Annotated in this window: 19 protein-coding genes; 10 read left to right on the top strand and 9 right to left on the bottom strand. The window is 70.0% G+C overall.

The features are described 5' to 3' along the window. Window positions 1-138 precede the first annotated feature (138 nt). The 9 genes from A9977_RS09970 to A9977_RS09930 all read right to left on the bottom strand — a co-directional run bounded on the left by A9977_RS09970 (window position 139) and on the right by A9977_RS09930 (window position 9,572). The gene (locus A9977_RS09970; protein WP_183024669.1) at window positions 139-1,104 is read right to left on the bottom strand and encodes an AraC family transcriptional regulator; all 966 of its coding nucleotides are present in this window, start codon (window positions 1,102-1,104) and stop codon (window positions 139-141) included. Window positions 1,105-1,212: 108 nt separating this feature from the next. Beyond that, window positions 1,213-1,608 carry a response regulator gene (locus tag A9977_RS09965; protein WP_183024668.1) on the bottom strand — a complete coding sequence of 132 codons (396 nt, stop codon included), beginning with the start codon at window positions 1,606-1,608 and terminating at the stop codon, window positions 1,213-1,215. Window positions 1,609-1,691: 83 nt separating this feature from the next. Continuing rightward, complete coding sequence (locus tag A9977_RS09960; RefSeq protein ID WP_183024667.1) at window positions 1,692-4,181, bottom strand: PAS domain-containing protein; 2,490 nt, start codon at window positions 4,179-4,181, stop codon at window positions 1,692-1,694. 196 nt (window positions 4,182-4,377) lie between these two features. Next, a complete protein-coding gene (locus tag A9977_RS09955; RefSeq protein ID WP_183024666.1) occupies window positions 4,378-5,286 on the bottom strand; it encodes an AraC family transcriptional regulator in 909 nt (302 codons plus the stop codon). A 116-nt stretch (window positions 5,287-5,402) separates the two neighbouring features. After that, on the bottom strand, window positions 5,403-6,572 hold the full coding sequence (locus A9977_RS09950; RefSeq protein ID WP_183024665.1) for an MFS transporter: 1,170 nt from the start codon (window positions 6,570-6,572) through the stop codon (window positions 5,403-5,405). A gap of 82 nt (window positions 6,573-6,654) precedes the next feature. Continuing rightward, window positions 6,655-7,083 carry a PPC domain-containing DNA-binding protein gene (locus tag A9977_RS09945; protein ID WP_183024664.1) on the bottom strand — a complete coding sequence of 143 codons (429 nt, stop codon included), beginning with the start codon at window positions 7,081-7,083 and terminating at the stop codon, window positions 6,655-6,657. Then, window positions 7,080-7,415, bottom strand: a complete 336-nt coding sequence (locus A9977_RS09940; RefSeq protein ID WP_183024663.1) for a MoaF-related domain-containing protein — start codon at window positions 7,413-7,415, stop codon at window positions 7,080-7,082. The genes A9977_RS09945 and A9977_RS09940 overlap by 4 nt, the downstream gene beginning before the upstream one ends. Before the next feature lie 5 nt (window positions 7,416-7,420). Further along, entirely contained in the window at window positions 7,421-8,236 is an 816-nt protein-coding gene (gene dkgB, locus A9977_RS09935) for a 2,5-didehydrogluconate reductase DkgB (protein ID WP_183024662.1), read from the bottom strand. 133 nt (window positions 8,237-8,369) lie between these two features. Next, on the bottom strand, window positions 8,370-9,572 hold the full coding sequence (locus A9977_RS09930; protein ID WP_183024661.1) for an MFS transporter: 1,203 nt from the start codon (window positions 9,570-9,572) through the stop codon (window positions 8,370-8,372). Window positions 9,573-9,837: 265 nt separating this feature from the next. Between A9977_RS09930 and A9977_RS09925 the strand changes: the two genes are divergently transcribed. The 10 genes from A9977_RS09925 to hslV all read left to right on the top strand — a co-directional run bounded on the left by A9977_RS09925 (window position 9,838) and on the right by hslV (window position 21,202). Further along, window positions 9,838-11,472 (top strand): ATP-binding protein, encoded by a 1,635-nt coding sequence (locus A9977_RS09925; protein ID WP_183024660.1) that lies wholly within the window; start codon window positions 9,838-9,840, stop codon window positions 11,470-11,472. A gap of 136 nt (window positions 11,473-11,608) precedes the next feature. After that, on the top strand, window positions 11,609-12,499 hold the full coding sequence (locus tag A9977_RS09920; protein ID WP_183024659.1) for a LysR substrate-binding domain-containing protein: 891 nt from the start codon (window positions 11,609-11,611) through the stop codon (window positions 12,497-12,499). 34 nt (window positions 12,500-12,533) lie between these two features. Next, window positions 12,534-13,406 (top strand): diaminopimelate epimerase, encoded by an 873-nt coding sequence (dapF, locus tag A9977_RS09915; protein WP_183024658.1) that lies wholly within the window; start codon window positions 12,534-12,536, stop codon window positions 13,404-13,406. Window positions 13,407-13,478: 72 nt separating this feature from the next. Continuing rightward, window positions 13,479-14,171, top strand: coding sequence for a DUF484 family protein (locus A9977_RS09910; protein ID WP_183024657.1), 693 nt, complete (start codon window positions 13,479-13,481; stop codon window positions 14,169-14,171). Window positions 14,172-14,215: 44 nt separating this feature from the next. Beyond that, entirely contained in the window at window positions 14,216-15,214 is a 999-nt protein-coding gene (locus A9977_RS09905) for a tyrosine recombinase XerC (RefSeq protein WP_405054678.1), read from the top strand. Next, window positions 15,211-16,413 (top strand): class I SAM-dependent rRNA methyltransferase, encoded by a 1,203-nt coding sequence (locus A9977_RS09900; RefSeq protein ID WP_183024655.1) that lies wholly within the window; start codon window positions 15,211-15,213, stop codon window positions 16,411-16,413. Before A9977_RS09905 ends, A9977_RS09900 begins: the two co-directional genes overlap by 4 nt. An 82-nt stretch (window positions 16,414-16,495) precedes the next feature. Further along, complete coding sequence (locus A9977_RS09895) at window positions 16,496-17,554, top strand: GTP-binding protein (RefSeq protein WP_183024654.1); 1,059 nt, start codon at window positions 16,496-16,498, stop codon at window positions 17,552-17,554. 687 nt (window positions 17,555-18,241) lie between these two features. Next, a complete protein-coding gene (gene dksA / locus A9977_RS09890; RefSeq protein ID WP_259651882.1) occupies window positions 18,242-18,916 on the top strand; it encodes an RNA polymerase-binding protein DksA in 675 nt (224 codons plus the stop codon). A gap of 113 nt (window positions 18,917-19,029) precedes the next feature. Next, window positions 19,030-20,613, top strand: a complete 1,584-nt coding sequence (locus A9977_RS09885) for an STAS domain-containing protein (RefSeq protein WP_183024653.1) — start codon at window positions 19,030-19,032, stop codon at window positions 20,611-20,613. Between the two features lie 43 nt (window positions 20,614-20,656). Beyond that, the gene (gene hslV, locus A9977_RS09880) at window positions 20,657-21,202 is read left to right on the top strand and encodes an ATP-dependent protease subunit HslV (protein WP_183024652.1); all 546 of its coding nucleotides are present in this window, start codon (window positions 20,657-20,659) and stop codon (window positions 21,200-21,202) included. Window position 21,203 lies beyond the last annotated feature (1 nt).

Below are 21,203 nucleotides of genomic sequence, written 5' to 3'. Positions count from 1 at the left end.
TGCCCAGCGAAGGAACGGATGCGACCGCGGTGCGCCGCTGGGCGGCACCGACAGTGCTTTTTTCTCGGAAATGCGGCCGCCGCCCTTGCGGGTGCGGCGTGTGTGGCGGGTATGCGGGATGAAGCGGGCCGACGCCCGTCAGCTGTCCGGGCGCCCCAGCTGGAGTTCGCGCAGGCGCTTGATGTCGCGCGCGGGCGGCGAGCCGAAGAAGCGGCTGTACTCGCGGTTGAACTGCGACTGGCTCTCGTAGCCCACGCGGTGCCCCGCGGTGGCGGCGTCGAGGTGCTCGCCGATCATGATGCGCCGGGCTTCCTGTAGTCGCAGCTGCTTCTGGAACTGCAGCGGGCTCATCGCGGTCACGGCCTTGAAGTGCTGGTGCAGCGAGGACACGCTCATGTGCACCTGGTCAGCCAGGTCCTCGATCCGCAACGGCGCCTGGAAGCGCTGCGACAGCAGGCTGATGACCTGCGCGATGCGCTGGCTGTGGCTGTCCACCACCGCCATCTGCGCGAGCCGCCAGCCGTCGGCCGAGCGCAGCACGCGGTACAGGATCTCGCGCGTGATCAGCGGCGCGAGCGCCGCGATGTCCTCGGGCGAGTCCAGCAGCTTGACCAGCCGCAGCACCGGATCGAGCAAGGTGGGCGACAGCTCGCCGGTGAAGATGCCGCGCTGCGAGGTGCGCGCCGGCGCGGCCTTGGCGAAGGCCAGGTCGAGCGCCAGCGCGGTGATCTCCTTGACGTCGAAGCCGAGCCGCAGGCCCAGGTAGGGCGCCTCCGGCGAGGCGTCGATCACCTGGCTGGTCACCGGCAGGTTCTGGGCCGCCACCAGGTACTGGCTGCTGTCGTAGATGTAGACCTCGTCGCAGAGCAGCACGCGCTTGCTGCCCTGGGCCAGCACGCAGAAGGCGGGCTCGCAGATGCCGTGGACCGGGTGCTGCGACTGGGTGGCGCGCACCAGGCCCAGGCGCGGGATCGCCGTCTCGTGGCTGCCGTCGGTGCCGGTGATGCGATCGATCATCGCGGCCAGCTCGGCCCGCATCACGGTCGCCCGCAGCCGGTCGACGGGTGGGTCGTTGCGCAGGGTGTGGGGGGTCGAGGTCAGCATGGACCGAAGCTTAGGCAACTCGCGCCCGCTTGTCTCGCCCGCCGATGCGTCGCCGGAGGATCGTGCAAGGATCTCCAAGAATTCTGCAAGGCCCGTGGCCCCGCGCACTCAAACGGCGCGTGAACCGGCGGCTTGCTGCCGGTGGTGCCGTAGGCAGTGATCGAGGAACTGGTCGAGCTCAGTGGTCTTGTCGTAGACCGCGCGCGCGCCCAGTTGCAGGCAGCGGCTGCGATTCTCGCGGGTGGCGGAATTGGTCAGCACGATGACCCGGTCCTTGGCCTCGCCGGCGAGCTTCTGCAGGATGCCGAAGCCGGTGCCGTCACGCAGGAACAGGTCGAGCACGGCCAGCCCCCAGTCGCGCGGATGGGCATTGAGCCAGCGCACGGCATCGGCTTCGGTTTCGGCGGTGGCGACGACTTCGGCGTCGCACACCGCGTCCATGGCAGCGATCAGGGCGTCGCGCAGTCCGGCATCGTCTTCGGCAAGGAATATGGGCAGGGGCATGTGAGGAGGACCTTTGTCGTGATTCTTCCCGGCCCGGTCCTGAACCGGGTGAGCCCAGGGCATGAGCGGGCGCAGGAAAGAGCCTACGCGCCGTCTTGCGCGCCGAGCATGCGGCCCACCCTGTGCAGCAGCGCATCGGCGTCGAAGGGCTTGGTCATCAGCTCGACGTTGCCCTGCAGCAGGGCCGCGTCGGTGGCGACGTGCGCCGCATAGCCGGTCATCAGGATCACCCGGATGCCGGGCCGGCGCGTGAGCGCGAAGTCCGCGAGCTGGCGGCCGTTGGGGCCGGGCAGGCCGACGTCCGACAGCAACAGGTCGATGTGGGGCGCCTGTTCCAGCCAGGCCATGCCGGCCGTGCCGTCGGCGGCTTCGAGCACCTCGTAGCCCTGGTCGCGCAGCAGCTCGACCGCGCTCTGGCGCACCACGGCGTCGTCCTCGACCACCAGGATGCGGCGGCGCACGGGGCCCGCGGCTGGCGCCGGCGGCGCGACGGCGCTGTCGGGCGCCGCCGCCAGCGGGGCGCGCGGCAGGAACAGGCTCACCGTGGTGCCCGTGCCTTCGGCGCTCTCGATCGTGATGCTGCCCTTGGACTGCCGGGTGTAGCCGTAGATCATCGACAGCCCCAGCCCGGTGCCCTGGCCCATGGGCTTGGTGGTGAAGAAGGGCTCGAAGGCCTGCGCGATCACCGCGGCCGACATGCCGATGCCGGTGTCGGCGACGGCGACCCGCACGTAGTCGCCGGCCATCAGCCCCTGGATGCGGCTGGCCTCCGAGGCGCTCAGGCTGACGTTGCGCACCTGGATCGACAGCGTGCCGCCGGCCGGCATGGCATCGCGCGCATTGATCGTCAGGTTGAGCAGCGCGCTGTCGAACTGGTGCGGGTCGGTCAGCACGTCCCAGGTGCCTTCCTGCTCGTCGAACACCACCGCGACGTTCTCGCCCACCGCGTTGCGCAGGATCTCCTCCAGGCCGCGCAGCGCCGTCGCGATCTCCAGGCTGCGGTTGGCCAGCGGCTGGCGGCGGGAGAAGGCCAGCAGCCGCTGCGTGATCGAGGCCGCGCGGCGCGCCGACTCGAGGCCGGCCTCGATGTAGCGCTCCAGCCCCTCGTGGCGGCCCTGCTCGAGCCGCTTCTTCATCAGCTGCAACGGCATCACGATGCCCTGCAGCATGTTGTTGAAGTCGTGCGCGATGCCGCCGGTGAGCAGGCCCAGCGCCTCCATCTTCTGCGACTGGCGCAGCTGCTCCTCGAGCTGGCGCTGGCCGGTCATGTCGATGCCGACGCCGGTGCGGCGCACGGCCTGGCCGGCCTCGTCGAAGTAGGTGTGGCCGCGCGAGAGCACGCTGCGCACCGAGCCGTCGGGGTGGCGGATGCGGTACTCGAGCTCGAGCGCGCCCTCGTTGCGCAGGCCGCCCGCCATGGTCTCGCGCAGCCGCGGCATGTCGTCGGGGTGCACGTTGGCGAGGAAGGCGGTGCGCGGGATGCCCTTGACGGCGACCTTGGGGTCGAGCCCATAGAGCTCGGAGATCGCCGCGTCGCAGAAGAAGGTGTCGCTGGCCACGCGATACGACCACACGCCCACGCCGCCGGTGGCGCCCAGCGCGAGCCGCGTGAAGTCCTCCGAATCCTGCAGCGCGCGGGTGCGTTCCTCCACCTGCTGCTCGAGCGAAGCCGCCAGTTCCCTGAGCCGGGTTTCGCTGGCCGCCAGGTCGGTCTTGGCGCGCACATGCTCGGTGATGTCGTAGCCGCCCACGAAGATGCCGACCGTGCGGCCGCCGTCGTCGCGGATCGGCTCGTAGAGCAGGTCGATGTAGCGCGCCTCGGGGTCGCCGTCGAGCCGCAGCGGCAGCGCCCGGGCGTGCATCGGCTGGCCGCTCGCATAGACGCCGTCGAGCCGTTCGTAGATGCCCTGGCCCGCGAGCTCGGGGAAGACCTCGCGCACCGTGCGGCCGAGGAAGTCGCGCGGCCCCGCGATCTGCACATAGGCGTCGTTCACGTAGCTGAAGACATGGCCGGGGCCGGACAGCACGGCGACGAAGCCGGGCATCTGCTGCAGCAGGTCCTGCTGGCGCTCGCGCTCGTGTTGCAGGCCACGCTCGGCCAGCACCTTGCCGGTGGTCTCGACCACCGTGTCGAGCACGCCCAGCACCTCGCCGTGCTCGTCGTACAGCGGGCTGTAGCAGAAGGTGAAGAAGGCCTCCTCGAGGAAGCCGCGGCGGTCGATGCGGACCGGGAAGTCCTCGATAAAGGTCGACTCGCCCTGCAGCGCCCGCTCGGCGATGGGCCGCAGCTGGTCCCAGACCTCGTGCCAGGTCACGCGGAAGGGCTGGCCCAGCGCGTCGGGCTTGTCGGCCAGGATCTTGCGGTAGCCGTCGTTGTAGATGGCGATCAGGTCCGGACCCCAGAACAGGCAGGCCGGGAAGTCCGAAGACAGCATGCCGTCGACCGAGATCCGCAGCGCGGCCGGCCAGGCGGCGATGGGCCCGAGCGGCGTGGCCGACCAGTCGAAGGCGCGCATCCGTGCGCCCATGGCGCCGCCGCCGGACGCGAAGGCGGAACTGCGCTGGCGGCTCATGGCGCGGCGCACCCGGGCGGCGAACGGCGACGGGGCGCGGGCGGGACGAGGAGCGTGTCGACGGACATCGGAGGCAGCAACGACGGACGGGGTGGGGAGGGCCGCATGGCGCGCGGGACCGCGCGCCGGCGCAAATCTTAGTGGTTCCCGCAGCGCCGACGACGCGGGTTGCTGACGGGGTGCTGACCGCGCGCCCCTAAGTCCGGCGCATGCGCCGCCACTGCGCCGGCGAGCGGCCCACGCGCGCGCTGAAGGCGCGTGTCAGGTGGCTCTGGTCGGCGAAGCCGCAGGCGATGGCGATCTCCGACAGCGAGGCGTCGTCGCGCCCCAGCATGGCCTGCGCGGCCTCGATGCGCCGGCCGATGCGCCAGGCGTGCGGGGCCAGGCCGGTGCTGGCCTTGAAGGCCTTGCCGAAATGGCTGCGCGAGAGCGCGCATTCGGCCGCCACTTCGGCCAGCGACAGCTCGCGCGCGAGGTCGGTGCCCAGCAGTTCCTTGGCGCGCCGCTCCTGCCACGGCGCCAGCCGGCCCGGCGCGGTCGCCGTGCGCTGCGCCGAGTCGCCATAGGTGTGGGCCACGTGCGCGTAGAGGGCCAGCGCCATCTGGTCGAGGAACAGCGGGCAGGCTTCCTGCGGACGTTGCAGCGAGGGCAGCAGGGCGGCCGCCAGATGGGCCAGCACCGGGTCGGTGATGCCGGGCGTGCAGCGCAGCGCCGTGGCCGGGGCCTGGCCGGCATCGCGCGCGAAGTCGTCCATCGCCGCGCGCGTGATGCGGAACAGCACCGAATGGAAGGGGCTGCAGACATAGGCCGCGGGCCGGGCCGCCAGGTCGGCGATGTGCACCGCGCCGACCTCCATCAGGCCCAGCCGCGTCTGCGCATCGCCCTGGAAGAAGCGCCGGCTGCCCGCGCGCGACAGCTCCACGCTGACCACGAAGGCATCGTCGGCCGGCAGCGGTGCCAGCACGAACAGATGCGGCTGCTCGTAGTGCATGCGCACCATGTCCAGCGGCCGGGTGCCGGCGCTCGCGGCCGCGACCGCGTCCAGCCCGTATTGGTGCGCGAGCTGGCGGGCAAATCGGCTGGGCGATGCGGCGACGGCGGTCATGGGCAGGGTCGTCGTGGGCGGAGCGGCATCTTAGGCGGGCGGGCGCAACCCTGGAAGCGCATGGGTCAAGCCCGCGGCAACGCGCCGCCGGTGTGCTCGACGGGCCGTCCCGGCGCTCAAGCCGCGCTCGCCGCGGCCTGGCGCCGACGCAGGGCCGCGCCGCCCAGCACCAGCAGCAGGCCGCCGCCGGCCAGCGCCGCGCCCGCGATCGGCACCGCGGCATATCCCAGGCCGGCCGAGATCACGCCGCCGCCCACGGCCGCGCCCAGCGCATTGCCCAGGTTGAAGGCGCCGACGTTGACCGACGAGGCCAGCCCCGGCGCGCCGGCCGCGGCCTGCATCACGCGCATCTGCACCGGCGGCACGATGGCGAAGGTGGCGATGCCCCACACCAGCAGCCCGACCAGCGCGCCGGCGTGGCTGGGCAGCAGCCAGGGCAGGGCCAGCATGATCACCGCCAGCGCGGCCAGGAACAGCCGGGTGGCGCCGTCGAGCGACCAGTCGGCCAGCCGGCCGCCCAGCGCATTGCCGATCGTGAAGCCGATGCCGATCAGCACCAGCGCCAGCGTGACAAAGCCGGTGGAGGCATGCGTCAGGCTCTGCAGCACCGGCGCCACGTAGGTGTAGAGCGTGAACATCGCGCCCGCGCCCATCACGGTGGTGGCCATGGCCATCAGCACCTCGGGCTGGCTCAGCACGCGCAGCTCCTTGCGCACCTCGGGCATCTGGCCGGCCTCGCCGCGCGGCAGCGCCCAGGCCAGCGCCGCGATGGCCAGCACGCCCAGGCCGGCCGTGGCGGCGAAGGCCATGCGCCAGCCGATCTGCTGGCCGATCCAGGTGGCGGCGGGCACGCCGCCGATGTTGGCGATGGTCAGGCCCATGAACATGGTCGCCACCGCGCTGGCCTGCTTGTCCTTGGGCACCAGGCTGGCCGCCACCACCGAGCCGAGGCCGAAGAAGGCGCCGTGGTTGAGGCTGGTGACCAGCCGCGCGGCCAGCAGCGTCCAGTAGCCGGGCGCCAGCGCCGACAGCAGGTTGCCGAGCACGAAGATGCTCATCAGCGCGATCAGCGCCGCCTTGACGCGGATGCGCCCGAGCGCCAGCGTCATCAGCGGCGCGCCCACCATCACGCCGATGGCGTAGGCGCTGATCAGCAGGCCGGCGGAGGGGATCGACACCTGCACGCCGTCGGCGATCACGGGCAGCAGGCCCATGGGCGCGAACTCGGTGGTGCCGATGCCGAAGGCGCCGACGGCGAGCGCCAGCAGGGACCAGGTGGATTTCATGGGGGGGCCGTTCGTTGAATGAAGGATGCGCAAGCAGGATCGGTGCCGTCGATGGTCGACGGCATCCTGCCCGCGCGATGTGTCAGAGGCCCAGCACGTTGGCGCCGAGGCACTCGTCGATGGCGCGCTCGAGGCGCTTGTCGTGCAGCAGCAGCGTGAGCTCGAGCGAGCCGGTGCCGACCTCCAGCCCCAGCAGGTGGCCGCCGTAGGCGCGGAAATCGCGCCCGGCCGCCACGCCGTGGGCATGGACCGAGGGCCGGCCCTCCTTCCACGCCAGGCTGCCGACCAGGCTGCCGAGCTCGACGTCGCGGAAGGTCTGCGGCTCGAACACCTTCTTCGCCGCGTCCCAGAAGCCGAAGGTCGCGTGCACGAAGCCCAGCCCGGTGAAGCTGGCCGACGGAATCGCTTCCGCGATCGCCAGGTGCTCGAGCCGCGCGAACACGTCCGCGCCCTGGCGCAGCACCATCAGGTAGCCGGTGGGCGTGCGGATGTATTCGGGCGCGGTGCTCATGGCGCGGGCTGTTCGATGCGCGTCAGCGTGCCGGCCATGCGGAACAGTTCGAGCCCCGCGGTGGTGTAGAAGCTGCGCGAGCTGCCGGCCGAGAAGTCGTCGAGGTGCACCACCACGCCGCGGTCGGCTTCCTGCCACGACAGGGCGAACAGGCCCGGCGACAGCGCCACCGCCTCGTACTGCACCGTGGCCGTGGCCCCGGCGAACTCGCCCTCGGTGACCTCGTAGGTCATGGTGCGGCCGTCGCCGGCGTAGCTGTTGCGCACCGTCATGGCCGTGCCGTAGCGGATCTCGAAGGAACGGCCCACGAAGGGCAGCGTGTCGTGTGACATGGCGCTCAATCCCAGGCCGGTGCCAGGCCGTCGGGGCTGACCAGCCGGCCGTTGCACTCGAGCGCGGCGATCTGCGCCATGTCGGCATCGCTCAACGTGAGCTGCTGCGCCAGCAGGTTGCTCGCCAGGTTCTCGCGCTTCGTGGACGAGGGGATCACCGCGTAGCCCAGCTGCATCGCCCAGGCCAGGATCACCTGCGCGGGCGTCGCGTCGTGCGCCTTGGCGATGGCGCCGATCACCGGGTCCTGCAGCGCCTTGCCGTAGGCCAGCGTCATGTACGAGGTGATGTGGATGCTCTGGCTCTTCGCGAACTCGACCAGCTTGCGGTTCTGCAGGAAGGGCGAGAGCTCGATCTGGTTCGTCGCGATGGCGTCGGCGCCCACGGCGGCGATGGCTTCCTTCATCAACGCGATGTTGAAGTTCGACACGCCGATGTGCTTCGTCAGGCCCTGCGCCTTGGCCTCGGCCAGCGCGCCCATGAACTCGGCCACCGGCACGGCGTTGCCGGGCGAGGGCCAGTGGATCAGCGTCAGGTCGACCTGATCGGTGCGCAGCTTGGCCAGGCTGTCCTTCAGGCTGGGCACCAGCTTGTCCTGCGCGTAGTTGTCGGTCCAGATCTTGGTCGTGATGAACAGGTCCTGGCGGGCCACGCCGCTCTCGGCGATGGCCTGGCCGACCTCGGCTTCGTTGCCGTAGATCTGCGCGGTGTCGATCGCGCGGTAGCCGAGTTCGAGGCCGGTCTTGACCGAGTCGATCACGACCTGGTCCTGCAAGCGGAAGGTGCCGAGGCCGAAGGCGGGGATGGTGTTGTGCGTGCTCATGAGGCGTTTCTTTCTCTTGCGTGGATGATCCGGCGGATCGCTTCGTGGATGCCGGGGGATCGGATTTGGCCCCTTCGAGGGGCCGGGAACATGCGGGCTGCGCGCAGCGAAGCCCGCGGCTGTGGCAAAGGCGTCAGTGGCCGACCGGCACCGGGCCGCTGGAGCGCAGCGGGATGCCGGCACGCCGGTCGAGCTTGCCGCTCCACTGTGTCAGGGCCAGCGAGACCAGCACCACCAGAGCGCCGATCCAGGGCGTGTGCATCAGCCCCAGGTGGGTGACGATCAGGCCGCCGGCCCAGGCCGCGCCGGCGATGCCGAGGTTGAAGGCCGCGATGTTCAGGCCCGAGGCCACGTCCACCGCCTGCGGCGTGAAGCGTTCGGCCTGCATCACCACGTAGACCTGCAGGCCCGGCACGTTGCCGAAGGCGACCGCGCCCCAGGCCAGCACCGTGGCCAGCGCCAGCCACTTGTGCGGCGCGGTGAACTGCAGCACCAGCAGCACGGCCGCCAGCAGCGCGAAGATGATCTTCAGCGCGGGGATCGGGCCCATGCGGTCGGCCAGCTTGCCGCCCCAGATGTTGCCCGCGGCCACCGAGATGCCGTAGACCAGCATCACCCATCCCACCGCACCGGCGCTGAAGCCCGAGACCTCGGTCAGGATCGATGCCAGGAAGGTGAAGGGAATGAAGGTGCCGCCGTAGCCGATGGCCGTCTTGGCGTAGACCAGCAGCAGCCGCGGCTCGGCCAGCACCTTGGCCTGCTCCACCAGCGAGGCGGGGGCGGTGTGGCGGATGTTGTTCGGCACGAAGATCCAGCTGCCGACGAGGGCGATCACGCCGAGGGCGGACACGGCCAGGAAGGTCTCGCGCCAGCCGAAGTGCTGACCGATGAAGGTGCCCAGCGGCACGCCCGTGACCAGCGCCACCGTCAGGCCGGTGAACATGATCGCGATCGCGCTGGCCGCCTTCTCCTTCGGCACCAGGCCGGTGGCGATGGTCGAGCCGATCGAGAAGAACACGCCATGCGCGAGCCCGGTCAGGATGCGCGCGGCCACCAGCGTCTCGTAGCTGGGCGCCTGCCAGGCCAGCAGGTTGCCGACCGTGAACAGGGCCATCAGGCCGAGCAGCAGCGCCTTGCGCGGCAGCTTGCCCGTGAGGGCGGTGAGCACCGGCGCGCCGATGGCGACGCCCAGTGCGTAGAGGCTGACCAGCAGGCCGGCCGAGGGCAGGCCGATGCCGAGGTCGGCGGCGACGGTGGGTAGCAGGCCGACGATCACGAACTCTGTCGTGCCGATGGCGTAGGCGCTGAGCGTCAGCGCGAGCAGGGCGATGGGCATGGAAGGGACTCCTTGGGAATGGGGTGGAGTCTGAGGCTGGGGTCCTTGCAGAAAAAGACGGTTTTTCACCAAAGATACTTGCGAGAAAATCAATAGTCATCGGCGGCCTCACGTGCCGGTCCATCGATCATTGCCCAGCGACAGGGGCTGCGACGGGCTTCGCGGGAGGCTCTAAACTGGCGCGCCGACGAGGTGCGGGTCGAAGAGGCCGACGATCCGCCGACGCCGAGCAGGAACCCATGAAACACGTTGCGGGAGGCATCGTTTGAGCCAGGAAGGACAACTCCTCGACTGCAAGTCCTTGCGCGCGGTGACGGGCAGCACGGCCGACTGGAACGAAGTCGCGAAGGATTGCGTGGCTTTCGCCAATGCAACGGGCGGCCGTTTGCTGATCGGCATTGAAGATGGTCAGACGGTGCCGCCGAGCGGTCAGAAAATTCCTCCCGACTTGCCGGACACCCTTCGACGCAAGTTGAGCGAGCGCACCGTCAACGTGACCGTGCTGCCCGATGTCGTCACGGCGGCGAGCGGTGGGCAGTACGTCGAACTGCGCATTCCGCGCGCGCTGGCGGTGGCGTCCACCACGGACGGCCGTTACTTCCTGCGGGTGGCCGACCAGAGCAAGCCCGTCACCGGCGACGATGTGATGCGCTTGGCCAGCGAGCGTTCGACGCTGCCATGGGAGACACAGGTCAGCCTGCGTGTTTCCAGCGCCGAGGCGGATGGTGCCCAGCTTGACGGGCTGCTGCATGCGCTGCGCATGTCCGATCGCGTCAAATCCTCGGTTAAGGAAAAGTCCGATCCTGAGCTCTTGTCCCACTACCTTCTTGCATCCGAGGGACACCTCACCCATCTGGGCCTGCTCTGCCTTGGGCGTCCGGCCCAGCGCGCCCGGTTGGCGACCGCCCCGGTCGTTCAGTTCATCAAGTACGACGCGCACGGCCAGAAGGTCAACAAGCTGGTGTGGGACGACCATGCGCTGAGCCCGATGTCGCTCATCGAAGCAGTCTGGCAGCAGGTGCCGGATTTCCGCGAGCGCTACGAACTGCCCGACGGCCTGTATCGCCAGAGCGTGCCAGCCTTCGATGAAATCGTGGTGCGCGAACTGCTGGTCAATGCGCTGGTACACCGGCCTTACACCCAGCGCGGCGACATCTTCCTGAACCTGCACCCCGACCGCCTGGAGATCGTCAATCCCGGCCTCTTGCCGCTGGGTGTCACGCCGCAGAACGTGCTGCATACGACCGTGCGCCGCAACGAGCATCTCGCCCGGTTGTTCCATGACCTGAAGTTGATGGAGCGGGAGGGCAGCGGCATCGACAAGATCTACGAGGTGCTGCTGTCACAGGGCCGGCCTGCGCCGGAGCTGATCGAGACGCATGACCGCGTGCAAGTCACCGTGTATCGCCGCATCCTCAAGCCCGAGGTCATCGACTTCATCGCCAAGGCGGACCAGAGCTATCAGCTCACGCAGCGCGAGCGCATCGCCTTGGGCTTGTTGGCGCAGCATGACGCACTGACGGCCCGCGAATTGGCCGCCCGGGTCGAGTTGCCGGACGTGGACGCGCTGCAGCCCTGGATCAGGCGCCTGCTGGCGTGGCAGTTGGTGCAGAGCGTCGGCCGCACCCAGGCCACGCGCTACTTCGTCGATCCAGGATTGCTGCGCAGCCTCGATTTCGCGGGGCAGACCACGCTCCAGCGCATCGAGCCGCATCGGTTGCTGGCGCTCATCGTGGAAGACGTGGGGCGCTATCCGCAGTCGAGGATCGGCGAGGTCCACCAGCGCATCGGCCAGGAGATCCCGCGTTCCCGTGTTCGCCGAGCGGTCGAGCAACTCGTCAAGGACGGGCGCTTGGCGCCGCAAGGGGTGCGCAGCGGTACGCGCTATCGGCTCCCATGACTTGGTTCAAATCGCGGGCTATCGAGGGTGCCAGCGCCAAGGCCATGCGCCAAAGCTGCCGGGTTCTCTTTCCAAGTCGTTGTCAGGCAACGTTTTTTTCCTTGGTTCATCGGACTCCTATGCACCAAGCTTCCCCATGAAAACCACCCTCGAAGAACTCCAGGCCTTCGCCGCCGTCGTCGCCACCGGCTCGCTGACCGCCGCGGCCGACCAGCTGGAGCAGACCGTCTCCGGCGTGAGCCGCGCGCTGGGCCGGCTGGAGAAGAAGCTCGACACCACGCTGCTGCGCCGGACCACGCGCCGGATCGAGCTCACGGAGGAGGGCGCGCTGTTCCTGGGCCGCACGCGCGCGATCCTGGCCTCGATCGACGATGCCGAGGAGCAGATGGCGGCGCGGCGCCAGAAGCCGGCCGGGCGGCTGCGGGTCAATGCGGCCACGCCCTTCATGCTGCATGCCATCGTGCCGCTGGTGCCCGAGTTCCGGCGCCGCTACCCCGAGATCACGCTGGAGCTCGACACCGACGAGCTCAACATCGACCTGCTCGAACGCCGCACCGACATCGCGATCCGCATCGGCGTGCTGCGCGACTCCACGCTGCATGCGCGCCCGCTGTGCACCAGCCGGCTGCGGCTGCTCGCGAGCCCGGCCTACCTTGCCGCGCAGGGCAAGCCCAAGGGCGTGCTGGGCCTGGCGCCGCACACGCTGTTGGGCTTCACCCAGCCCGAATCGCTCAACCGCTGGCCGCTGCGCGGCGCGCACGGTGACGAGTGGCCGATCACGCCCGACATCACGGTGTCGAACGGCGAGACGCTGCGCCAGCTGGCGCTGCAGGACGTGGGCATCGCCTGCCTGTCGGACTTCATGACCGGGCCCGACCGCGAGCGCGGCGACCTGGTGCAGGTGCTGGCGAAGGAGACGGTCGACGTGCGCCAGCCGATCAACGCGGTGTACTACCGCAACACCCAGCTGGCGGCGCGCATCGCCTGTTTCCTCGATTTCCTGGGTGCGCGGCTGGGCGAGGCCTGAGCAGGGGCAAGCGCGCGCGGCGGATAATCCGACGATGCGAATCCGCTTTACCAAGATGCAGGGCGCCGGCAACGACTTCGTCGTGCTCGACGAGACCCGTGCGCCGCTCGGCCTGTCGACCGCGCAGTACCAGTTCCTGGCCGACCGCCACTTCGGCGTGGGCGCCGACCAGATCCTCTCGGTGCGGCCCTCGCCCGCGGCGGGCGTCGACTTCCAGTACGTGATCCACAACGCCGACGGCGGCGAGGTGGAGCAGTGCGGCAACGGCGCGCGCTGCTTCATGCGCTTCGTGCGCGAGCAGGGCCTCACGACCCAGGACGCGGTGCGGGTGCAGACGCTGTCCGGCGTGATCGAGCCGCGCATGAACGCCGACGGCCGCGTCACGGTCGACATGGGCGCCCCGGTCTTCGAACTGGCGCGCGTGCCCTTCGACGCGGCCGGCCTCACGCCGCAGGCCGACGGCGGCTGGGAGAACTGGCACCTGGCGCTGTCGACCCATGCCGAGGGCGCGATCGTCGCGCTGGCGGTGCTGTCGATGGGCAACCCGCACGCGGTGCAGATCGTCGACGACGTCGACACCGCGCCCGTGGCCACCCAGGGCCCGCTGATCGAGCACCATCCGCGCTTTCCGCAGCGCGTGAACGCCGGCTTCCTGCAGATCGTCGACCGCACCCACGTGCGGCTGCGCGTGTTCGAACGCGGCGCGGGCGAGACCCTGGCCTGCGGCACCGGCGCCTGCGCGGCGGTGGTGGCGGGCATCCGCTCGGGCCGGCTCGACGCGCGGGTCGACGTCGAGACGCGCGGCGGCCTGCTGACCATCGAATGGCAGGGCCTGGGCCAGCCGGTGCGCATGACCGGGCCGGCCGTCACCGTCTTTGCCGGCGACATCGAGATTCCGGAAATCTGAGCCGCGCGCACTGCGTGTCGTCTGCCCACCTCGGCTGATGCAGCCGGTTGACCCGTCCTCATGGAACCCTGAATGACCACCTCCTACAACGACGCCGCCATGAACCCGATCACCGAGGACGACATCGCCAACTACCTGGCGAACACGCCCGACTTCTTCGAGCGCCATGCGCAGTTGCTGGCCCAGGTGCAGCTCACCAGCCCGCACGGCAGCCGGGCCGTGAGCCTGCAGGAGCGCCAGGCCGAGATGCTGCGCGAGAAGATCAAGGCGCTCGAGCACCGGCTGATGGACATGGTGCGCCACGGCACCGAGAACGCGATGACGGCCGACCGCATGCAGCGCTGGACGCGCGGCCTGCTGACCGCGCGCGATCCGCGCGGCCTGCCCTACAGCCTGACCGACGACCTGCGCGCCTTCTTCATGGTGCCGCAGACCGCGATCAAGCTCTGGGACTGCGACGCCGCCTACCAGAACGAGGCCTATGCCCAGTGGGTGAGCGACGACGTGAAGGCGCTGGCCACCTCGCTGAGCGCGCCGTACTGCGGGCTCAATTCGGGCTTCGAGGCCTCGGGCTGGCTGGAGGACGCGCGCGCGGCGGTGTCGATCGCAATGATCCCGCTGCGGGCCGACCCCGAATCGCCGGCCTTCGGCATGCTGGTGCTGGCCTCGCCCGACTCGCAGCGCTTCAACCCCGACATGGGCACCGATTTCCTCGAGCGCATCGCCGAACTCGCGTCGGCATCGCTGTCGCGCCTGCGGCCCTGAGCGCCCGCCGGGCCCTGCCACCGTGAACCCCGCTGCGCATGGCCATGGCTGAACAACATCCCACCGACGAGGCGCTGATCGCGCGCTACCTCGAGCACGCCCGCGTGGAGCGCCGGCTGGCCACACGCACGCTCGACATCTACGCCGAGCACCTGCGGCTGCTGGCCGCGAAGATCGCCGAGGCCCGGCTCGGCGTCCAGCGCGTCACCGCGGCCCATGTGCGCCGCTGGATGGCGCAGCTGCACGGTGCCGGCCGCGAGCCGCGCGGCATCGCGCTGGTGCTGTCGTGCTGGCGCAGCTTCTACCGCTGGCTGGGCCACGAAGGCCTGGTGGCCTCGAACCCGGTGCAGGACGTGCGCGCACCCAAGGCCGGCCGGCCGCTGCCCAAGGCGCTGGCGGTCGACGACGCGGTGCGGCTGGCCGAATGGCATGACGCCGAGGCCGACCCCTGGACCGAGGCGCGCGACCGCGCGGTGGTCGAGATGCTCTACGGCTGCGGCCTGCGCGTGAGCGAGCTCACCGGCCTCGACCTGCACGCCAACCGCGACGCCGCGGGCTGGGTCGACCTGGCTGCGGGCGAGGCCCATGTGCTGGGCAAGGGCGGCAAGCGCCGCAGCGTGCCGGTCGGCTCCAAGGCGGCCGAAGCCTTGCGCGCCTGGCTCGCGGTGCGCGCCGATGCGCCCGCGCTGGCGGCCGCGGCGCTGCGCGATCCGGCCAGCGCCGCGGCGCTGTTCATCGGCCGCACCGGCATGCGCCTCACGCCGCAGGCCGCCTGGAAGCAGGTCCGCGCGCGCAGCCTCAAGGCCGGCCTGGCCGCGCCGGTGCATCCGCACATGCTGCGCCATTCCTTCGCCAGCCATGTGCTGCAATCGAGCAGCGACCTGCGCGCGGTGCAGGAGCTGCTGGGCCACGCCAACATCACGACCACGCAGGTCTACACCCGGCTGGACTTCCAGCACCTGGCCAGGGCCTACGACGCCGCCCATCCCCGCGCGAAAGCGCGCAACGACGATTCCCCCGAGACGAAAGCAAAAGACAAATGAAGGCATTGCGGCTGCGGCCTGGCAAGGAGCGCTCGCTGCTGCGGCGCCATCCCTGGGTGTTCGATTCGGCCATCGCCAAGGGCAGCGGCGACGCGGGCGAGACGGTGCGCGTCGAGTCCAGCGAGGGCCAGTTCCTGGCCTGGGCCTCGACCAGCCCGGCTTCGAAGATCCGGGCCCGGGCCTGGAGCTTCGTGGAGACGCAGCGCATCGACGCGGCCTTCTTCCAGGAGCGGGTGAAGAAGGCGGTCGACGCCCGCGGCCTGTTCGACCTGCAGAGCGACGGCGTGCGGCTGGTGCACGGCGAGGCCGACGGCCTGCCGGGCCTGATCGTCGACCGTTATGGCGACACGCTGGTCGCGCAGTTCCTGTCGGCCGGCGTCGAGCGCTGGAAGCCGGTGCTGGCCGATGCGCTGCTGGCCGCCACGGGGCTGTCGAAGCTCTACGAGCGCTCCGACGCCAGCGGGCGCGAACGCGAGGGCCTGAAGCCCGTCACCGGCTGGCTGCGCGGCGAGGGCGACACCGCGCAGGTGATCCGCGAGCATGCCTGGCGGCTGTCGCTGGACATCGCGACCGGCCACAAAACCGGCTTCTACCTCGACCAGCGCGACAGCCGCCAGCGCTTCGCCGAGATGGCGCAGCACCGCAAATTCCGCCGCGTGCTCAACTGCTTCTGCTACACGGGCGGCTTCACCGTGGCCGCGCTGGCCGGCCTGAAGGCGGCCGGCGCGATCGAGGGCGCCGAGCTGACCTCCATCGATTCCTCGCTGCCCGCGCTCGACCGGGCACGCGCCAACCTGGCGCTCAACGGCTTCGAGGGCGCCAACGCGCAGTTCCTCGATGCCGACGTCAACGCCTCGCTGCGCCGTTTCATCGAGGAAGGCCGGACTTTCGACGCGATCGTGCTCGATCCGCCCAAGTTCGCGCCCACGGTGGCCCATGCCGAGCGCGCCGCGCGCGCCTACAAGGACATCAACCGGCTCGGGCTCAAGCTGCTGGCGCCGGGCGGCGTGCTGCTGACCTTCTCCTGCTCGGGCGGCATCGGCGCCGACCTGTTCCACAAGATCGTGGCCTCGGCCGGCATCGACGCGGGCGTGGACGGCTACATCAGCGAGCGCCTGGGCGCGGCGCCCGATCACCCGATGACCATCGAATTCCCCGAAGGCGAGTACCTCAAGGGCCTGGTGGTGGTGCGCAAGTAGGCTTTGCCCTTGCGCCAGCGGGTGTAGTCCCGCCTCGTTAAACTTTCTGCCCTTTCCCGTTTTCGACCCTCCGGAGCATCCCATGGCCCTCATCCCCGCCACCATCCTCACCGGCTTCCTCGGCTCGGGCAAGACCACGCTGCTCAAGCGCATCCTCACCGAGGCCCACGGCCAGAAGATCGCCGTGATCGAGAACGAGTTCGGCGAGGAGAACATCGACAGCGACATCCTGGTGACCGAGTCCAAGGAGCAGATCGTGCAGATGAGCAACGGCTGCGTCTGCTGCACCATCCGCGAAGACCTGCGCGAGGCGCTGCAGCTGCTGGCCGCCAAGAAGCGCCAGGGCCTGCTGGACTTCGACCGCGTGGTGATCGAGACCACCGGCCTGGCCGACCCCGGCCCGGTGGCCCAGACCTTCTTCATGGACGACGAGATCGCCGAGAGCTATTTGCTCGACTCGATCCTGACGCTGGTCGACGCCAAGCACGCGCCGCAGCAGCTCAACGACCGCCAGGAAGCACGCCGCCAGGTGGGCTTCGCCGACCAGATCTTCATCAGCAAGAGCGAGCTGGTGTCGGCCGAGGAGACCGACGCGCTGATCCATCGCCTGAAGCACATGAACCCGCGCGCCCCGCAGCAGAAGGTGCATTTCGGCGAAGTGCCGCTCTCCAGCGTGTTCGACCTGCGCGGCTTCAACTTGAACGCCAAGCTGGACATCGACCCCGACTTCCTCAAGGAAGACGACCACGACCACGATCACGCGGGCCACGACCACGAACACGGCGAGCATTGCGACCATCCCTCGCACAAGCACGAAGGCCACGGCCACCATCACCACCATGACGACGACGTCAAGAGCTTCGTCTACAAGGCCGACCGCGCCTTCGATCCGGCCAAGCTCGAGGACTTCCTGGGCGCCATCGTCAACATCTACGGCCCGCGCATGCTGCGCTACAAGGGCGTGCTGAACATGAAGGGCACCGACCGCAAGGTGATCTTCCAGGGCGTGCACCAGCTCATGGGCAGCGACCTGGGTCCGGAATGGGGTGCGGACGAGGCGCGCAACAGCCGCATGGTGTTCATCGGCATCGAACTGCCGCGCGACATCCTGGTGCAGGGCCTGGACCAGTGCCTGGTCTGATCCCGCGGCGGCTTCGGCCCTGAACGACGGCGCGTCCCGCGAGGGGCGCGCCGTTTGGCTTTGGGGCGCCTCCATACAGCCTTTTTCTCCAAGGTCTTGCGGGCCATCCCGGCGGCGGGCGTCCGGGGCCGGACGATGGCGCCCCCACCCTATGGCCCGCGCCCCCGAGTTCTCTATACAATCGCGCGCCTGTTCCGAGAGCCAGACGGGTCCCGCACGACGGGATGTGGCTGTCGGCACGGGGTGCCGCGTGTTTCTGGAGAGCTTTAAGGGGTATAACCCCGGGGTTCGCCGACAGGCGAGCACCTCGACAACGGGGGCCCTCGGGGCTCCCATGGGAGGAGACACCCAGTGAAAGCGCGTTCCAGTTCGTTCAAGGAGCCAGTCACCGTGAAGAAACCCGCCGCCAAGGCAACGCCCGCCACCCGGCCCGCCGCAGCAACGCATGCGGCGGCTGCCAAGCAGGCGACCCCTGCGGCCAAGAAGGTTTCCGCCACCGCCCCGGCTTCTGCCTCGAAGGAGAAGAGCGCTTCCAAAAAGTCCGCAGCATCACCGGCCAAGGCCGAGACCGTTGCGAAAAAATCCGCCAAGCTTGTCGCTGCTGCAACCAAGACTGCAGGCGTGGGCCCATCGTCATCCAAACCTGTCGGCAGTTCCGCTGCCGTTCTTCCAGCTCCCCCGACCCCCATGAAAAAGACGGCTGCCGCCTCCACCACCGCCCCGGCGACAACTTCGACCGCGAACAACGCCACGCCGCCAGCGCCCGCCGCCCGCGGCGGACGGGTCTCGCGCCTGTCCCAACTGACCGTGCCCTCGATGGCCCAGTCGGTCGCCTCGACCGCCGCCAAGTCCAGCTTCACCCAGATCGTCTCGACCGCCCTGGTGCCGCCGCCGCACGTGGCCGTGAAGAAGGACCCGAAGCTGGCCAACAACTGGAAGACCAAGAGCGCCGAGGAACTGCTCGACGCCGAGGTCATCGCCATGCCCGACGCGGAGTACATGAACGAGAAGCAGATGGCGTTCTTCCGCCTGAAGCTGGTCGAACTCAAGCGCGGCATCCTCGAGAACGCCGGTGAAACGACCGAGCACCTGCGCGAAGACACCGTCGTCGTGCCGGACCCGGCCGACCGCGCCACCATCGAGGAAGAGCATGCGCTGGAACTGCGCACGCGCGACCGCGAGCGCAAGCTGCTCAAGAAGATCGAGCAGTCGATCCAGCGCATCGATGCCGGCGACTACGGTTACTGCGACGAGACCGGCGAGCCGATCGGCGTCGGCCGCCTGCTGGCCCGCCCGACCGCCACGCTGTCGCTCGAAGCGCAGCAACGCCGCGAACTCAAGCAGAAGATGTTCGGTGACTAGCCTGCGCGCGCGTCCGGGGCTGTGGCCGATCCGGCTTCCGGTTCGGGTGCCGCCGTGCATGGGCGTGCGTGGCCCGGGCCACGACCTTTCTTCGGTGTCCTGACGGGAGGGCCATGTCCAAGGAAGAACCGACCGGCCGCCTGCTGTCGAAGGTGGCCAAGTTCGTGCGCAACCCGCTCAAGGACTGGGCCGAGCTCGATGCGCAGGAGACCGGCACCGACGAGAACGGCTACAGCCGCGAGATGCTCAAGGAGATGATCGAGCGGCGCCAGCGCAACGACTTCGTGCGCCGCCGCGAGTTCGACGTGCTGCGCAAGATGCGCCAGCGCGAGGCGGCCGGCGCGCACGACCCCGACCAGCCGTCCTCGCTCAACGTCGGCAACTCCACGGACAAGACCGAGGGACGTGCCCTGACGCTCAAGAAGATCGACGAGATCGAAGAGCAGATGTCCCAGCAGTGGTGGAAGGGCGGCCCGGCCGAGGAATCGGTCTCGTCGGTCCACCCCGAGGAGCTGGCCGAGCAGCGCGCGCGCGCCTATGCCGACACCACGCCCGGCCTGCCGCCCGAACATGCGGTGCCCGCCTCGTCGCCGATGGCCTTCGACCACGCGCCGTCGAGCGTGCCCTCGCCGCTGCTGGTCTACGACAGCGCGCTCGACGAGGCCGCGATCCGCTTCGCCCATGGCGACGATGCCGGCGCCGAATCGATCCTGCTGCAGAGCCTGGTGGCCGACGGCCAGGCCGACCACAACGAGAACTGGCTGGCCCTGCTCGATCTGTACCGCGCGACCGGCGATGCCGAGAAATTCGCGGCCGCCAGCACGCGCTATGCCCAGCGGCTCAAGCGCAACGGCCCCGAATGGGTGTCGCTGCGGGCGCTGGCGCGCCATGCCAAGACCCAGGCGGCGGTCGGCGGCGGCCACGAGGCCGACTGGCGCAGCCCGCCCCAGGTCACGCGCGAAAGCCTGGCCGAACTCACGCGTGCGCTGTCCGCGGCCGGCAACGTCTGGACGCTCGACTGGCGAGCGCTCGGCGGCATCGAGCCCAACGCGGCCGGTCCCTTGCGCGCGCTGTTCGCCCACTGGGCCGCGTCGCCCGTCGACATGCGTTTCCTGGGGGTCGGGCGCCTGCTGGCCGTGCTCGAGAAAGCCACCCCGGTCAACGAGCGGGACATCGAGCAGGGTTGGTGGCAGTTGCGCATGGCGGCGCTGCGGCTGCTGAACGCGGTCGATCCCTTCGAGCTGGCCGCGCTCAACTACTGCATCACCTACGAGGTGTCGCCGCCGGCCTGGGAAGAGCCGCGCGGCCGCTGCCTGCCTGCGGAGGCGCCGACCACGCCGCGCACCGCCCCGGCGGCGCTTTCGCTCGACGCCATGCCCGCGGCGAACGCCGGCCCGGAGTCGATGCGGGCCGCGCTGACCGGCGACCTGAGCGGCGATTCGGTCTCGACCTGGCGCCGTCTCGATGCCGAGATCGCCGAGGCCGGCACGGCCCAGCCGGCGGCGGCCGCCACCATTTCCTGTGCCGCGCTGGTGCGGCTGGACCTCACGGCCGCGGGCACGCTGCTGAACTGGGTCACCGAGCGCGACGCCAGCGGCCAGCGGGTGCAGTTCGTCGACGCGCACCGGCTGATCGCCGCCTTCTTCAAGGTGGTGGGCATCGCCGACCACGCGCTGGTGCGGGTGCGCGAGAACTGACATCGGCCCTTGCATTGGGCGCCAGGGTCCCCAAGTGGCTCCGATGGAACAATTTCACGGAACCACGATCATCAGCGTGCGCCGCAAGGGCCCCGGAGGCGACCAGGTCGCCATCGGCGGCGATGGCCAGGTCACGCTGGGCAACATCGTCATCAAGGGTTCGGCGCGCAAGGTGCGCCGGCTGCACCACGGCAAGGTCATCGCGGGCTTCGCCGGCGCCACCGCCGACGCCTTCACCCTGTTCGAGCGCTTCGAGGCCAAGCTCGAGAAGCACCAGGGCCAGCTGGCCCGCGCCGCCGTCGAGCTGACCAAGGACTGGCGCACCGACCGCGTGCTGCGCCGCCTCGAGGCGATGCTGGCCGTGGCCGACGCCACCACCTCGCTGATCATCACCGGCAACGGCGACGTGCTGGAGCCACAGGACGGCATCGTGGCCATCGGTTCGGGCGGCGCCTATGCGCAGTCGGCGGCCAAGGCGCTGCTCGAGAACACCGAGCTCTCGGCCGCCGAGATCGTCAAGAAGTCGCTCGAGATCGCCGGCGACCTCTGCATCTACACCAACATGCACCACACGATTGAGACGCTCTGAC

This window comes from Variovorax sp. UMC13 (assembly GCF_014170375.1).
GTDB lineage: Bacteria > Pseudomonadota > Gammaproteobacteria > Burkholderiales > Burkholderiaceae_C > Variovorax.
The sequence above is the reverse complement of the archived record's forward strand: the minus strand, read 5'-3'. Positions and strand labels throughout refer to the sequence as shown.

Coding starts and splice junctions, on each gene's coding strand:
- A9977_RS09970 (WP_183024669.1), bottom strand. CDS start 1,104: ATGCTGACCTCGACCCCCCACACCCTGCGCAACGACCCACCCGTCGAC.
- A9977_RS09965 (WP_183024668.1), bottom strand. CDS start 1,608: ATGCCCCTGCCCATATTCCTTGCCGAAGACGATGCCGGACTGCGCGAC.
- A9977_RS09960 (WP_183024667.1), bottom strand. CDS start 4,181: ATGAGCCGCCAGCGCAGTTCCGCCTTCGCGTCCGGCGGCGGCGCCATG.
- A9977_RS09955 (WP_183024666.1), bottom strand. CDS start 5,286: ATGACCGCCGTCGCCGCATCGCCCAGCCGATTTGCCCGCCAGCTCGCG.
- A9977_RS09950 (WP_183024665.1), bottom strand. CDS start 6,572: ATGAAATCCACCTGGTCCCTGCTGGCGCTCGCCGTCGGCGCCTTCGGC.
- A9977_RS09945 (WP_183024664.1), bottom strand. CDS start 7,083: ATGAGCACCGCGCCCGAATACATCCGCACGCCCACCGGCTACCTGATG.
- A9977_RS09940 (WP_183024663.1), bottom strand. CDS start 7,415: ATGTCACACGACACGCTGCCCTTCGTGGGCCGTTCCTTCGAGATCCGC.
- dkgB (WP_183024662.1), bottom strand. CDS start 8,236: ATGAGCACGCACAACACCATCCCCGCCTTCGGCCTCGGCACCTTCCGC.
- A9977_RS09930 (WP_183024661.1), bottom strand. CDS start 9,572: ATGCCCATCGCCCTGCTCGCGCTGACGCTCAGCGCCTACGCCATCGGC.
- A9977_RS09920 (WP_183024659.1), top strand. CDS start 11,609: ATGAAAACCACCCTCGAAGAACTCCAGGCCTTCGCCGCCGTCGTCGCC.
- dapF (WP_183024658.1), top strand. CDS start 12,534: ATGCGAATCCGCTTTACCAAGATGCAGGGCGCCGGCAACGACTTCGTC.
- A9977_RS09910 (WP_183024657.1), top strand. CDS start 13,479: ATGACCACCTCCTACAACGACGCCGCCATGAACCCGATCACCGAGGAC.
- A9977_RS09905 (WP_405054678.1), top strand. CDS start 14,216: ATGGCTGAACAACATCCCACCGACGAGGCGCTGATCGCGCGCTACCTC.
- A9977_RS09900 (WP_183024655.1), top strand. CDS start 15,211: ATGAAGGCATTGCGGCTGCGGCCTGGCAAGGAGCGCTCGCTGCTGCGG.
- A9977_RS09895 (WP_183024654.1), top strand. CDS start 16,496: ATGGCCCTCATCCCCGCCACCATCCTCACCGGCTTCCTCGGCTCGGGC.
- dksA (WP_259651882.1), top strand. CDS start 18,242: ATGAAAAAGACGGCTGCCGCCTCCACCACCGCCCCGGCGACAACTTCG.
- A9977_RS09885 (WP_183024653.1), top strand. CDS start 19,030: ATGTCCAAGGAAGAACCGACCGGCCGCCTGCTGTCGAAGGTGGCCAAG.
- hslV (WP_183024652.1), top strand. CDS start 20,657: ATGGAACAATTTCACGGAACCACGATCATCAGCGTGCGCCGCAAGGGC.